The following is a 12,737-nucleotide window of genomic DNA, read 5'->3' on the forward strand; positions in this document are numbered from 1 at the left end:
CGACACACCCACGACCCGGAGACGCTGCCATGAGCACCACTGACGTTGCCACTGGCCCGGAGCCGCAGGCCCCCGACCAGCACGCCGCGGCGCCACGCCTGCAGGTGCGTGGGCTGTCGAAGACTTTCTCCGGCGTGACCGTCCTCGACGACGCCCACCTGACGCTGCACCCCGGCGAGATCCATGCCCTGGTCGGGCAGAACGGCTCCGGCAAGTCGACGCTCATCAAGCTCGTCAGCGGCGTCCACCGCGCGGACCCCGGCGGCGAGATCCTCGTCGACGGCGTGCACCTCGGGCCGCCGGTCAACGCCGGCCGGCTGCACCGCCAGGGTCTGGCGTTCGTGCACCAGGACCTCGGGCTCGTGCCCGACCTCTCCGTCCGCGAGAACGTCCGCGTCGGGCTCAACGCCGTGGGCCGCCTGACGCGTCGGGTGGACCACGCGGCCGACCGTGCGGCGGTGCGCCGCACGCTCGAGTTCCTCGGCGTGCCGATCGACCCTGAGGCCGCCGTCGCCTCACTCACCCCGAGCGAGCGCGTCGCCGTCGCCGTCGCCCGGGCCCTGCAGGAGCGCGAGCCCGGCAGCGGGGTCATCGTCTTCGACGAGTCGTCGCGGGCCATCCCGCACGAGGCGCTGCCCGCCTTCTACGGCATGGTGCGCTTCCTCGCCGAGCAGGGCACGGCCGTGCTCTTCGTCAGCCACGACCTCAAGGAGGTCCTCGCTCTGGCGCACCGCGTGACGGCGCTGCGCAACGGCCGGGTGGTCGAGGCGGGCGTACCCGTCGCGGGTCTCGACGAGGCGATGCTGACCCGGATGGTGCTCGGCCGGGAGGGCGCCCCGGGCGACCTCGTCGGCCGGTACCCACCCAGCCCCGGCGAGGCATCGATCGAGCTCATCGGCATCCGCGGCGGGCGGGTCCGCGACGTGACGGCGAGCCTGCGCCCCGGCGAGGTGGTCGGCGTCACCGGCACCGTCGACTCCGGCATCCTCGACCTCCCCTCGCTGCTCGGCGGAACCGCTGCAGCCGGCACCATCCGCCTCGACGGCCGCGGCCTCGACCTCGACCTGGCACGCGTCGACGTGGCCGACCTGCTCGCCGCGAAGGTCGTGCTGATCCCCCAGGACCGGCACGGGCGCGGCCTCGCCATGGGGCTCACCGTCGAGGAGAACATCACCATCCCGCACGTCGGGTCGCGGTCTCGGCCGTGGTCGCTCGGGGCCGTCTGGCGCCGCCGAGAGACCGACGCCGTCATCGACCGGTACGACGTGCGCCCCCGCGCCCGGCACACCGTCGTCGCCACGATGAGCGGCGGCAACCAGCAGAAGGTCCTCTTCGGCAAGTGGCTGCTCGAGCGTCCGCGCCTGCTCGTCCTCGAGGAGCCGACCCAGGCCGTCGACGTCGGCGCCCGCGCGGCGCTGCTGGCCGCCAGCCGGCAGGCCGCGCAGGACGGCGCCGCCGTGCTCTACGTCTCGTCCGAGGTCGAGGACCTCGCGGCCGTCTGCGACCGCCTCCTCGTCCTCGAGGACGGGGTCGTCGCCCGCGACCTCGCCGGCCCCTTCACCCCCGAGGCCGTCCTCGAGGCCGTCTTCGCCAGCCCCACCGGAGGAACAGCATGACCACCACCACTGCCCCCGATCTCATCGAGAAGGAGCCCGGGCCCGACGCGAGCACGAGTGCGGCCGGCCGACGGCGCGTGGACCTCGGCGACCTCGCCCGCCGGTACAGCCTCATCCTGCTCTGGCTGGTCATGGGGACCGGCTTCTTCCTGCTCGCCGACGTGCCGCTGGGCAACTTCCTCCAGGGGATCTTCGCCCGGCAGACGCCGCTCGTCTTCCTCGGCATGGCGGTCGTCCTCACCATGGCGGTCGGCGAGTTCGACCTGTCGTTCCCGTCGGTATACGCACTGTCCGGGGCGAGCGTCTCCGCGCTCGTCGTCCTGCAGGGTTGGTCCTTTCCCATGGCCGCGCTGGCCGCGGTGGGACTCGCCCTGGTCTTCGGGGCGGCGAACGCGCTGCTCGTGGTCCGCGCCGGGATCAACCCGGTCATCGTGACGCTCGGAGTCGGCAGCCTGGCCATCGGGCTCGGCGGCTGGGTGTCGCAGGAGACGTCCGTCAGCGGCCTGGACTTCGGTCTGTCCAACATCGCGCTCGCCCGCGTGCTCGGGCTGCCGATGGTCTTCTGGTACGGCGTCGTCCTCGTCCTCGTCTTCGGCTACGTCATGAGTGCGACGCCGCTCGGCCGGCGGATCCTCTTCGTCGGCGCCAACCGTGAGGTCGCCCGGCTCGCAGGGATCCCGGTGGCCCGCGTGCGTGTGGGGGCGTGGCTCACGTCGTCGCTGCTCTGCGGCGTCGCCGGCGTCATCAGCGCGGCCGGGCTCGGCGGCTTCAACGCCACCTCGGCCCGCGAGTACTTCCTCCCGGCCTTCGCCAGCGTCTTCCTCGGCACGGTGGCCGTCGTGCCCGGGCGGTTCAACCCGATCGGGATGTTCATCGCCGTGTACTTCCTCGTCACGGGGATCTTCGGCCTCCAGCTCCTCGGCTACCAGGGCTGGGTCACCGATGCCTTCTACGGCGTCGCCCTCGTCGGTGCCGTCGCCGCGTCCACGTGGGTGCAACGACGCGTCCGGGGATAGCCGGCAACCCGCTCGCTCTCCCAGTCCTCCTGTGCACCAACTCTTCTCGAAACCGGAGTACCGCATGAATTTCACGTCCAAGTCGCTGCTCGCGGCGCTCGCCGTCAGTGCGATGTGCCTCACCGGCTGCAGCTCCGTCGAGGAGCAGAGTGCGGCAGCGGGCCGCGCCTCGACGTCCGCGCCCAGCCGGGCCGAGGCGTCGGCCGCCCAGCGCGTCGTCGACAAGGCCACCCAGGCCGTCGCGTCCTTCACGGCACCCGGCACGCCCCTGAAGGACATCACCGCCCTCAAGGGCAGGACGGTGTACTTCGTGCCGGCCACCTACCAGGTGCCGGTGTTCCAGGCCGTTGCTGCCTCGCTGAAGACCGCCCTGGGCTCGGCAGGCGTCGGGGTCGAGGTGTGCGACGGCAAGTCCAACCCCGCCAACATGGCCAGCTGCATCCAGCAGGGCATCGACGCCCGTGCCGGTGCCATCGTCACGGGGTCGATCCCCACCGAGCTCGTGTCCGTCGCCTTCGAGAGCGCAGCGAAGGCGGGGATCCCCGTCGTCAACACGATGACCGCCCCCGCCGGGCCCGGCGACCCGACCAAGGTCGCCTACCTGACCCCGGACTACGTCGGGCTCCAGTCGCTGTCGGCACAGTCGGTCATCGCCGACTCCGACGCCGCGGCGCACGTGCTGTACGTCGAGATCACCGACACGCCGGCCACCGTGCTGTGGGCCGAGCAGGGCGCGCTCGCGACGTACGAGAAGAGCTGTCCCGACTGCACGGTCACCGTCGTCAAGGCCAACACCGGCCAGTTCGACAAGCTGCCCAGCCTCATCACGAGCGCGCTGACGAAGGACCCGAAGATCACCCACGTGCAGACCGAGGTGGACTTCGCGGTCCAGCCGGTCGTCGAGGGGCTGCAGGCGGCGAACGCCACCGGCGTCAGGATCGCCAGCATGGACGGCGTTCTCGCGACGATGCAGATGCTCAAGAGCGGGCAGTTCGTCCACTCCGAGGTGGGCTTCAACGCCGACGCCCTTGCCTGGTACGCAGCTGACCAGGCTCTGCGCATGATGTCCGGTGCGCCGGCGACCGCGAACGTGCAGTTCCCGTACCGGCGCATGGTCACGGCGTCGAACGTCGGCACCCTCGACCTCACGGCCCAGGGGGAGAAGTCAGGGTCGTGGTACGGCTCGACCGACTACCAGGACGGCTTCCGCGCGCACTGGGGCCTGGGCGGCTGACGCGCTCTCGGCGCCCCGTCGGCGTCCCCGGCCCTCGCGGGGGTGCACGGCGGTGACGCAGGTCGGGCCCGTCCGGATGGACGGGCCCGACCGTGCGTCTCACCGATGAGGTGAAGGACGGTTCACCACAGGTACGAGGTGCCGTGGGCGATGTTGTAGTACATGCCGATGTGCGTGTAGAAGTTCATCGCACCGAAGAGCAGGAACACCACTCCGCCGACCAGCCAGGCGCGGGCGGCCCACAGCAGCAACGACGCCCGGTCGGTCAGCTGTGCCACGGCGAAGAGCAGGGCGCCGATGGCGACGATGCCCCACAGGCCGCCGAGGAAGAGGGCTTCGAGCAGCGGCAGGTGGCCGAAGCGTCCGCTGATCGGCTCTTCCGGGGGAGCGGCGCCGAGCTGGAACCGGACGAAGGCGATGGCGAGCACGGCCATGCCGAGCCCGAGGGCCCCGACGAAGATCGAGACCGGCTTGAGCGGACGCAGGGCGGTCGCGTTGGCCGTGTCGTCGTCCGCCGCGAACAGGGCGCGGTGACGCCAGAGGTAGACCGCCGCGAAGACCAGCAGGGCGCCGAAGCCGGCTGCCGGCTGGCCGAACGCGACGTTGGCGTACTCGAAGCCGTCGCCGCCGAACGGCCAGGTGACGGTGGTGTGCAGGCCGAGGGTCAGCAGCAGCAGGCCGGTGACGCCGAAGAACCCGGCCCACCCCTCGCTGTCGACGTGCCTGCCCCGGATGAGGTGGACCAGGAACCACGCGAAGCCGATGAGCCCGGCTCCTGCGGTGACGGCCACCAGCTCGTTGTAGACGACCATGTCGCCTCTCCTCCTTGCTACGGACCGGTCGGTCCGGCTGTCGTGTCTCTGAAAAACGTGGGGTGGTGGCGCGGCCACGGTGCCGGCGCCACGGTCGGATGCCGTTGGGTCTCAGCGGTGGTGGGTGCGCGCGGTGTGGCGCGCCGGCTGGGGGAGTGTCCGGCGGATCGACCCGACGCCGGGCGGGGCGTCCTCCCGGTTGGAGTCGCGTCGGGTGGCGTCGATGAGGCCGAAGACGAACCAGCCGACCACGAAGACGATCGCGATGGCGCCGGGGACGAGGACCTCGCTGGGGGTCATGATGGGCTCCTTCCTCGTGAGGTGACACCTCACGATTATCGCTACAGTGTCTGTAGCGTTAATGAGCTCGTCTTTGTTCCCGGAGGCACTGGCATGACCCCTGCGCGAGGCCGTCCCCGCGACCCGAGGGCCGACGACCGGATCGCCGGCGCGGCCCTCGGCCTGCTGCGCGAGGAGGGGCCGGGCGGCGTCCACATCGATGCGGTGGCGTCACGGGCCGGGGTTGCCCGCACGACGGTCTACCGGCGCTACCGGAACCGCGAGGCTCTCCTCGCCGCAACCCTCGGGCAGCTGGTCGAGGCGCCGTTGCCCGCTCGCGAGCTGCCCCTGCGGGACAAGCTGCGCTGGCTCCTCGAGCAGGCGCTCGACCTCGTCGACGAACAGCTCGGGCGGGGCGCGGTCGCGTCGGTGCTCACCGACTCCGACCCGGCCTTCAGTGCGGCCCTCCGCGCCCACCTCGTACGGCAGCTGACGGCGCTCCAGGGCGAGATCGCCGCGGACATCGAGGCCGGACGCGTCCGCGCCGGTACCGACGGCGAGGCGCTCGCCGACCTCGCCCTCGGGGCCTACCTCGCCCAGGTGCTCCGCCACGGGCGTGCCCGTAGGGGATGGGCGGACGGGATCCTCGACCTGCTGCTCCACGGCACGGACCCGGCGCGGTCGCGCGCGTCGTAGGCGGAGGCGTCGGCCCGCTCGCCCTGCCGGTCGAGAGGTCCTGACCGGAAGCTCCCTCCACGGCGCTACCGGCCAGGACGTGGTGCCCGTACCCGTTTCACCCGAAATGTCCCGATCCGGCCCCGGTGTCCTCGGCTGCTCTCGCGCGGGACGCGCCCATCCGCTTGGGCTACTATCTGCGCATGGACGCAGATGTGCAGGAGATGGTCCTGCCGGACGAGCAGGTCGAGCTCGCGGTCGAGATCTTCCGGATGCTGGCCGACGGCACGCGCATCCGGCTGCTCTGGGCGCTCAGCGAGGGAGAGCTGTCGGTGAACGAGCTCGCAGACCGCGTGGGCAAGCCCGGCCCGTCGGTGTCCCAGCACCTGGCCAAGCTGCGGATGGCGCGGATGGTGAGGACGCGTCGCGACGGCAACCAGGTGTTCTACCGCGTCGACAACGAGCACATCGCCAGCCTGGTCCGCGACGCGATCCACAACGCCGAGCACGCGGCCGACGGCATTCCCCGACACCACCGCTCTGCCGACGTCGCCGCGATCGCGACCGCCGGCGGGACCACGCCACGGACGACGGACTGAGATGCACGAGAACGACCACCCGCACGACCACCCGCACGACCACCCGCACGACCATGACCACGCGAACGAGCACGGGCACAGGCACGAGCACGCGCACGAGCACCGAAAAGGCCTGCGGGCCAGCCTGACCCACGCCTTCACCCCGCACTCGCACGACGCCGCCGACTCGATCGACTCGGCCCTCGAGTCCAGCGCCCGCGGGGTCCGCGCCGTCAAGGTCGGCCTCGTCGGCCTCGGCGTCACCGCCCTGCTCCAGCTGGCCGTCGTGTCCGTCTCCGGCTCGGTGGCGCTGCTCGCCGACACGATCCACAACTTCTCCGACGCGCTGACGGCCGTGCCGCTGTGGGTCGCTTTCGTCCTCGGCCGGCGCGCCGCGACCAGGAGGTACACCTACGGGTACGGCCGCGCCGAGGACCTGGCGGGCCTGTTCGTCATCGCGATGATCGCCCTGTCGGCGGTGCTCGCCGGCTGGTCGGCGCTCGACCGGCTGCTCCACCCCGCACCCGTCACCGACCTCGGCTGGGTCGCGCTCGCCGGCTTCCTCGGCTTCCTCGGCAACGAGGCCGTGGCCACGTTCCGGATCCGTGAGGGTAGGGCCATCGGGTCGGCCGCGCTCGTCGCCGACGGCCACCACGCGCGCACCGACGGACTCACCTCCCTCGCCGTGCTCGTCGGCGCCGGCGGCGTCGCGGTCGGCTGGGACTGGGCCGACCCGGTCGTGGGCCTCGTCATCACCATCGCCATCGTCCTGGTCCTGCGCACCGCTGCCCGCGACGTGTTCCGCCGCCTCATGGACGGAGTCGAGCCCGAGCTCGTCGAGCAGGCCGAGGCCACCCTGGCCGCGGTGCCGGGCGTGACCGGGGTGCGCGGCGTCCGGATGCGGTGGATCGGGCACCGCATCCACGCCGAGGCCGAGCTCGACGTCGACGCCGACACGAGCCTCGTCGACGCCCACGCGCTGGCGCACCGTGCGGAGGCCGAGCTGGTCCGCACCACGCCGCGTCTGACGGACGTCGTGGTGCACGCCTACCCGGCCCACCCCGTCGCCGCTGCCGCCGGGGCGGCGCGGCGCCGACAGGAAGGGAGCCCCTGACGGCGCCACGCCGCGACCGCATGGCGGACGGGCAGGCCTCAGTGGTGGTGGTGGCCACCCGCTGGTGCGCCGCCCGACGCGCCACCCGACACGTCGCGGGACGCGTGGGGTGACGCGTCGGTGCCGCACCCCTCCCGCGGGGCGAGCTCGTGCACCGCAGCGCGCGGGACCCAGCCCGTGGCCGACCCGCGGGCCACCTGGACGCGGGCGCGGCCGTCCCGGACGTCGAGAACGACGGCCTGCTCCCCGGCAGCGAGAAGGTGCCCGCCGAGGGTCGCCCGGCAGGTCGGGCCCGCGCCGACCAGGTGGATCTCCCGCCGGAGGTAGAAGTCGTCGACCCAGCCCTCGACGCGCGGCCCCTCGAGGGTGCGAACGTGCAGCCACGTGCCCTCGAGGGCCACGACACGCGCCAGCGTCCCGTCACGCACCTCGCCCACCGGGCGGCTGCCGCCCGGCGCGGAGAACACCGCGACGTCGGGTGAGGCCAGCTCACCGTGGTCGTCGCGGCCACTGACGAGCACGAGCGGCGCCGTGGAGGAGACCGCCGCTACGACGGGTGTGGTCAGCGGCGCCGCGTCGGGGCGGACCACGTCGCCGCTGCCGGTCGAGGCGGTCGAGGCGGTGGAGGCGGTCGCAGCCACCCCGCCGGCCACGAGGACCGCGCCGGCGAGGCCGGCCACCAGCCGGCGCCTCACGGGCACGTCGCCGGGTTGGCGGTGCCCTTGGTGACGTTCGCGGAGACCGTGGCGCACCACGCCCCGCCGTCGGACGTCCGGTGGAACACCTTGTCGTACTGGGTCGAGCCGAGCGAGTAGGTGTACGTGTCGTAGACCGTCTCCACGCCGCCGGCGATCTTGAGGAAGCGCACGGACTCCGAGCCGGTGTTGTTGAGGTAGCTCGTGCCGACGTCCATCACCCAGCGGCCGCCCGCCGGGATCGTCGTCCCGGCCGGGATCGGCTTGGGGGCGCCACCGCCGCCCGCGAGGTCATCGACGTAGTAGCCGCCGACGTCGACGGCGCTGGTCGTCGGGTTGTACAGCTCGACCCACTCCGTGCCGGTCCCGGAGGGGGCCATGAGGAACTCGTTGACCTGCACCTTGGTGGGGTCGCCTCCGGTGCCGCCCCCGCCGCCTCCGGTGCGGGTGGTGTAGGTCTTCGTGCCGCCGTCGTAGTCGACGGTGAAGCCGGCACCGGCACCGGTCGTCGCGAGGTGGACCGTGCCGTTGTGGTTCAGCGTGCCCGTGTAGTCGATGGGCACGCCGCTCGGGTCGGTCGTGTCGCAGGGGTTGTTGGCGAGGAAGATGTCGGCGCCGACGGCACGGAAGGCATCGAGGGTGCGGTTGCCCGGGTGGCCGAAGGAGTTGGTGCCGCACGAGATGAAGCCGACCTGCGGCCTGGTCGCGTCGAGGTAGGCGGTCGAGGACGAGTGCCCCGACCCGTGGTGGTTGGCCCGGAGGGCGTTGACCGCGCCCATCTTCGTGCTGAGCAGTGCCTCGATGTTGTTGTAGGTGTAGCTGTTCGCGCTCGTTGCGTACTCGCCGTCACTGTCGCCGGCCGTGGCGTAGACGAACGGGCCGAAGGCGGTGCGCAGGCCGATCGAGTAGTCGTTCTCGCTCGGCGGGAGCGCGTCCGCGCTGTGGTCGCCACTGACCGGGGTCACGCCGTCGGCCTCCGTGACGTCCTTGCCGTTGGCCTCCACGACGCCCGACCCGACGCCGGTGCCGAGGTCGAGCGTCGGCCACGCGGCCGCGTTCGTGATCCGCAGGACCTTGCCGTCGATGTTGGCGCGGTCGGCCTGGGTGCTCGGGCCGTACAGCCAGCAGATCCAGCGCTTCGAGGTCTGCGACGTGGTGCCGACGTTGTGCCACGCGGTCTCGGTGCTCGGCGTGGCCGTCGTGCCCACGTCGCAGTCCTTGTCGCCGTTGCTGTCGGTCCAGACGCCGCCGTCGTGGTCGAGCACCTGGCCGACGGTGAACCCGAGGCCGCCGACCGACGTCGGGGTGAGCAGCTGGTAGAGGCCGTTGCCGTAGGTCGTCGGGGCGTCGTTCGGGTTGCCGGCGTAGCCGATGTGGTCGAGGTGGTGGTGTGAGGCCATGACGTAGTCGAGGTGCACCGGCCCGGACGCGACACCGCAGATGCTGCGGATCTGGGCGGCCACGGCCGTGGCCCGGGTGCCCGAACCGGTCGAGTTCCAGGACGTCTCGCCGAGGTCGATGAGCAGGGTGCGTCCTGTGGGGCCGACGACCAGCTGGGAGTCGCCCTGCTCGACGTCGAACCAGTAGACGTTGAGCTCGCCCTGGCGCCAGGTGCCGGACGTCGAGCAGTGCGGCGCGTCCGCCACGGCGGCGGACGCGGGGTTCGGGGTGAGGAGGGTGGCGGGAGCCGCGAGGGCGGCGCCCAGGAGCAGCAGGGCAGCAAGGCGGGGTCGGAACACGGGCAGGGCCTCCGTGGGGTGCGTCGTCGACGGCGCGGGGGGATCCGCGCGGGCAGGAACGTAGCCGCGGCGACGTGTCCCCCGAGGAAAGAGAACGTCCGGGTTTGGTGTGGTCGGGTAAAACTCCCGGCGTCAGCCGCGGGGATCGACCATCGTTATGCCGGCGACCGTCGCCGTGTCGAACCCCGGCAGCAGGGCGGCGGCCTCCTCGAGACCGACCGTCCGCTCGACGAGCCGCTCGGGTGCGAGCACGCCCTGCTCGACGAGCCGCATCAGGGCCGGGTAGTCGCGGGCGGCCATGCCGTGGCTGCCGAGCAGGTTGAGCTCCCAGGCGATGACGCGTGCCATGGGGACGCGCGGGTGCCCGTCGACGGGCGGCAGCAGGCCCACCTGCACGTGCCGACCGTGGCGGCGAAGGCTGAGGACGGCGTCGGCGCAGGTCTGTTCGCTGCCCACGGCATCGACCGCGACGTGGCTGCCGCCGTCGGTCAGGTCGGCCACGGCCGCCGGTACGTCGAGGACGTCCGTAGCGTCCGTGGAGTTCGTGCCGTTCGCGAGCAGCGTGTGGTCGGCGCCGAGCGCCGCTGCCGCAGAGAGGGCCTCGGGGTTGCGGTCCACCGCGATGACGCGTGCACCGAGCGCCCGCGCGATCATGACGCAGCTGAGGCCGACGCCGCCGGCACCGACGACGGTGACCCACTCGCCCTCGAGCACCCGCGCGCGGGCGGCCAGCGCCCGGTGGGCGGTGGCGAAGCGGCAGCCGAGGGCGGCCGCAGCCGAGAAGCCGAGCGAGTCCGGCAGCGCCACGAGGTTGGTGTCGGCCGCGTGCAGCGCGACGTACTCGGCGAATGACCCCCAGTGCGTGAACCCCGGCTGCTCCTGGTCGGGGCACACCTGCGCCTGCCCGGACCGGCACCACTCGCACCGTCCGCACCCGCAGACGAACGGCACGGTCACTCGGTCGCCGACCTGCCAGCGCTCGACGTCGCGACCCACTTCGCGGACCACACCGGCGAGCTCGTGGCCGGGCACGTGGGGAAAAGCGATGTCGTCGTGGCCGGCCCACGCGTGCCAGTCGCTGCGGCACAGCCCGGTCGCGACGACCTCGACGACCACCCCGGCGTCCGGGGCGACGGGGTCAGGGACCTCCCGCACCTCGGGCCTGGACCGGACGGCATCGACGACCATCGCACGCATCGCGCCATCATGACAGCGTGAAGCGGTCGCCCCGCGGAGCGCTGTCCTAGGCTGTCGCCGTGGCCGTCCCGCTGATGCGTACCGAGCGCCTGGTGCTGCGTGGCTGGACCGAGGGCGACCGCCGGCCCTTCGCGGAGCTGAACGCAGACCCCGAGGTGATGGAGCACCTGCCCACGCGGCTCGCCCCAGCCGAGTCGGACGCGTTCGCCGACCGCATCGAGCGGCACTTCGAGGAGCACGGCTTCGGCCTCTGGGCGGTGGAGGCGCGTGGAGAGTTCGTCGGCTACACGGGCCTGTCGGTGCCCCGGTTCCATGCCCATTGGATGGAGGGGCGCGAGCAGCCGATCGTCGAGGTGGGGTGGCGGTTGCGGCGGGACGCGTGGGGGCTCGGCTACGCCACCGAGGCGGCGATGGCGTGTGTCGGTCACGCCTTCGAGGTGCTCGGGCGGTCGGAGGTCGTGTCGTTCACGGTCAGGGGCAACCGGCGGTCCCGAGCCGTCATGGAGCGCCTGGGCATGCATCCGATCGCCGAGTACGACCACCCCGTCGACGGGCATGTCGGCGTCCCCTCGGTGTGCTACCTCCTTCGCGGGTCCGCGCCCGTGACCGTGCCGGGTGCCTGACGCTCTGCGACCGAGGGCTGTTTCCGGCGCACGTCGACACGATCGGCCCGGCCTCCCGCGCGACCCGCCGTCCGCTGCGTATTCTCGCCCGGTGCACGGCCGGTACCAGGGGTGATGATGACGCGGGGAACCCGGCGGCAGGTGCGCGGCACCCCCCGCCCCGTAGCCGGCAGGACCGGCTCGCGCCGCGGTCCTCGCGGGACGTCGAAGAGCCGGCCGGCTGGTGCGCCGACCCGATCACGGCGACTGCTCGCGTCCGTCCCGGTGGCCGGTCTGGTGCTGGGTGCGGCCTTCTTCGGTGCCTCGTGGCTGGTCGGTCACGGCGCCCGCGCCCCGGTCGAGCAGCCGGCGACGGGTTCGTTGGTCGACGTCGTCGACACCTCGGCGCTGACCGCTCCCGCAGACCGGGGCACGACGGAGCGCTCGTCGCGCGCCGGAGCTCACGGCAGCACGGGCGGCGCCCTTGTGGTGCAACCGGATCCGCAATGGGTCTCGCGCATCTCGGCACGCACCGGGATCCCCGCCGTGGCGCTCCGGGCGTACGGGAGGGCCTCGATCCTCGGGGCCGCCGATCTCCCCGACTGCCACGTCGGCTGGACGACGCTCGCCGCCATCGGGCAGGTCGAGTCGGCCCACGGGACGGTGGGCGGCGGACGACTGCTGAGGAGCGGGCGCACCTCGAAGCCCATCGTCGGGCCTGCTCTCGACGGGCAGGACGGCTTCGCCGCCCTTCGTTCCGACGCCGACGGGGTGCGCCTGCACGGTGACGCGACGTGGGACCACGCCGTCGGCCCGATGCAGTTCCTGACGAGCTCGTGGCAGCGGTTCGGCGCCGACGCGGACGCCGACGGGGTGGCGGACCCCGCTGACATCGACGACGCGGCGTGGGGTGCAGCCAGACACCTGTGCGCCGGCGGGGCCGACCTGCGCGACGGACGCGCCTGGACGCGGGCGATCCTGGGGTACAACGCCTCCGACGCGTACGTCCGCCGGGTGCTCGACCTGGCCGAGGGGTACGCCCGCTCCGCCGCACGACGCTGACGACACCGCTTGTCCGCAGTGCCTGACAGGGCGTGTCCGGTGCGATGTCCGAACCGGACAGGCTGGCGACTCGCCTTGTGGCTCGTTCTCGGGCCCTCCTAGCGTGGCCCGGGCCGGA

General features: G+C 72.8%; 13 protein-coding genes. 8 read left to right on the forward strand and 5 right to left on the reverse strand.

The window, feature by feature from the left end; translation table 11 throughout:
• The first annotated feature begins 29 nt into the window (after positions 1-29).
• The 3 genes from RY076_RS20940 to RY076_RS20950 all read left to right on the forward strand — a co-directional run bounded on the left by RY076_RS20940 (position 30) and on the right by RY076_RS20950 (position 3,866).
• Positions 30-1,616, forward strand: coding sequence for a sugar ABC transporter ATP-binding protein (locus RY076_RS20940; protein ID WP_323101405.1), 1,587 nt, complete (start codon positions 30-32; stop codon positions 1,614-1,616).
• Entirely contained in the window at positions 1,613-2,632 is a 1,020-nt protein-coding gene (locus tag RY076_RS20945) for an ABC transporter permease (RefSeq protein WP_323101406.1), read from the forward strand. Before RY076_RS20940 ends, RY076_RS20945 begins: the two co-directional genes overlap by 4 nt.
• Before the next feature lie 64 nt (positions 2,633-2,696).
• The gene (locus RY076_RS20950; protein WP_323101409.1) at positions 2,697-3,866 is read left to right on the forward strand and encodes a sugar ABC transporter substrate-binding protein; all 1,170 of its coding nucleotides are present in this window, start codon (positions 2,697-2,699) and stop codon (positions 3,864-3,866) included.
• A gap of 122 nt (positions 3,867-3,988) precedes the next feature.
• Here RY076_RS20950 and RY076_RS20955 read toward each other — a convergent pair whose 3' ends face one another.
• Positions 3,989-4,678: a DUF981 family protein gene (locus tag RY076_RS20955; RefSeq protein WP_323101410.1), complete on the reverse strand. Its 690-nt coding sequence runs from the start codon at positions 4,676-4,678 to the stop codon at positions 3,989-3,991.
• Positions 4,679-4,789: 111 nt separating this feature from the next.
• Positions 4,790-4,978 (reverse strand): hypothetical protein, encoded by a 189-nt coding sequence (locus tag RY076_RS20960; RefSeq protein ID WP_323101411.1) that lies wholly within the window; start codon positions 4,976-4,978, stop codon positions 4,790-4,792.
• 93 nt (positions 4,979-5,071) lie between these two features.
• Here RY076_RS20960 and RY076_RS20965 point away from each other — a divergent pair, with 93 nt between their 5' ends.
• The 3 genes from RY076_RS20965 to RY076_RS20975 all read left to right on the forward strand — a co-directional run bounded on the left by RY076_RS20965 (position 5,072) and on the right by RY076_RS20975 (position 7,324).
• Positions 5,072-5,653: a TetR/AcrR family transcriptional regulator gene (locus RY076_RS20965; RefSeq protein ID WP_323101412.1), complete on the forward strand. Its 582-nt coding sequence runs from the start codon at positions 5,072-5,074 to the stop codon at positions 5,651-5,653.
• A gap of 182 nt (positions 5,654-5,835) precedes the next feature.
• The gene (locus RY076_RS20970) at positions 5,836-6,231 is read left to right on the forward strand and encodes an ArsR/SmtB family transcription factor (RefSeq protein ID WP_323101414.1); all 396 of its coding nucleotides are present in this window, start codon (positions 5,836-5,838) and stop codon (positions 6,229-6,231) included.
• Between the two features lies 1 nt (position 6,232).
• Positions 6,233-7,324, forward strand: a complete 1,092-nt coding sequence (locus RY076_RS20975) for a cation diffusion facilitator family transporter (RefSeq protein ID WP_323101415.1) — start codon at positions 6,233-6,235, stop codon at positions 7,322-7,324.
• A gap of 38 nt (positions 7,325-7,362) precedes the next feature.
• Here RY076_RS20975 and RY076_RS20980 read toward each other — a convergent pair whose 3' ends face one another.
• The 3 genes from RY076_RS20980 to RY076_RS20990 all read right to left on the reverse strand — a co-directional run bounded on the left by RY076_RS20980 (position 7,363) and on the right by RY076_RS20990 (position 10,955).
• Positions 7,363-8,004: an SH3 domain-containing protein gene (locus RY076_RS20980; protein ID WP_323101416.1), complete on the reverse strand. Its 642-nt coding sequence runs from the start codon at positions 8,002-8,004 to the stop codon at positions 7,363-7,365.
• Positions 8,005-8,015: 11 nt separating this feature from the next.
• Complete coding sequence (locus RY076_RS20985) at positions 8,016-9,758, reverse strand: lamin tail domain-containing protein (protein WP_323101417.1); 1,743 nt, start codon at positions 9,756-9,758, stop codon at positions 8,016-8,018.
• 132 nt (positions 9,759-9,890) lie between these two features.
• Positions 9,891-10,955 (reverse strand): alcohol dehydrogenase catalytic domain-containing protein, encoded by a 1,065-nt coding sequence (locus tag RY076_RS20990; RefSeq protein WP_323101419.1) that lies wholly within the window; start codon positions 10,953-10,955, stop codon positions 9,891-9,893.
• Between the two features lie 59 nt (positions 10,956-11,014).
• On the opposite strand from RY076_RS20990, the gene RY076_RS20995 reads away from it, so the two are divergent.
• Together RY076_RS20995 and RY076_RS21000 are read left to right on the forward strand one after the other, a co-directional pair.
• The gene (locus RY076_RS20995) at positions 11,015-11,578 is read left to right on the forward strand and encodes a GNAT family N-acetyltransferase (RefSeq protein ID WP_323101421.1); all 564 of its coding nucleotides are present in this window, start codon (positions 11,015-11,017) and stop codon (positions 11,576-11,578) included.
• A 264-nt stretch (positions 11,579-11,842) separates the two neighbouring features.
• The gene (locus RY076_RS21000; RefSeq protein ID WP_323101422.1) at positions 11,843-12,619 is read left to right on the forward strand and encodes a lysozyme family protein; all 777 of its coding nucleotides are present in this window, start codon (positions 11,843-11,845) and stop codon (positions 12,617-12,619) included.
• Positions 12,620-12,737 lie beyond the last annotated feature (118 nt).

This window comes from Intrasporangium zincisolvens, assembly GCF_034724055.1.
GTDB lineage: Bacteria > Actinomycetota > Actinomycetes > Actinomycetales > Dermatophilaceae > Monashia > Monashia zincisolvens.

Excerpts from the sequence above, each read along its gene's own strand:
- RY076_RS20940 (WP_323101405.1), top strand. The coding sequence starts at position 30 with ATGAGCACCACTGACGTTGCCACTGGCCCGGAGCCGCAGGCCCCCGAC.
- RY076_RS20975 (WP_323101415.1), top strand. The coding sequence starts at position 6,233 with ATGCACGAGAACGACCACCCGCACGACCACCCGCACGACCACCCGCAC.
- RY076_RS20965 (WP_323101412.1), top strand. The coding sequence starts at position 5,072 with ATGACCCCTGCGCGAGGCCGTCCCCGCGACCCGAGGGCCGACGACCGG.
- RY076_RS20960 (WP_323101411.1), bottom strand. The coding sequence starts at position 4,978 with ATGACCCCCAGCGAGGTCCTCGTCCCCGGCGCCATCGCGATCGTCTTC.
- RY076_RS20990 (WP_323101419.1), bottom strand. The coding sequence starts at position 10,955 with ATGCGTGCGATGGTCGTCGATGCCGTCCGGTCCAGGCCCGAGGTGCGG.
- RY076_RS20970 (WP_323101414.1), top strand. The coding sequence starts at position 5,836 with ATGGACGCAGATGTGCAGGAGATGGTCCTGCCGGACGAGCAGGTCGAG.
- RY076_RS20945 (WP_323101406.1), top strand. The coding sequence starts at position 1,613 with ATGACCACCACCACTGCCCCCGATCTCATCGAGAAGGAGCCCGGGCCC.
- RY076_RS20955 (WP_323101410.1), bottom strand. The coding sequence starts at position 4,678 with ATGGTCGTCTACAACGAGCTGGTGGCCGTCACCGCAGGAGCCGGGCTC.
- RY076_RS20950 (WP_323101409.1), top strand. The coding sequence starts at position 2,697 with ATGAATTTCACGTCCAAGTCGCTGCTCGCGGCGCTCGCCGTCAGTGCG.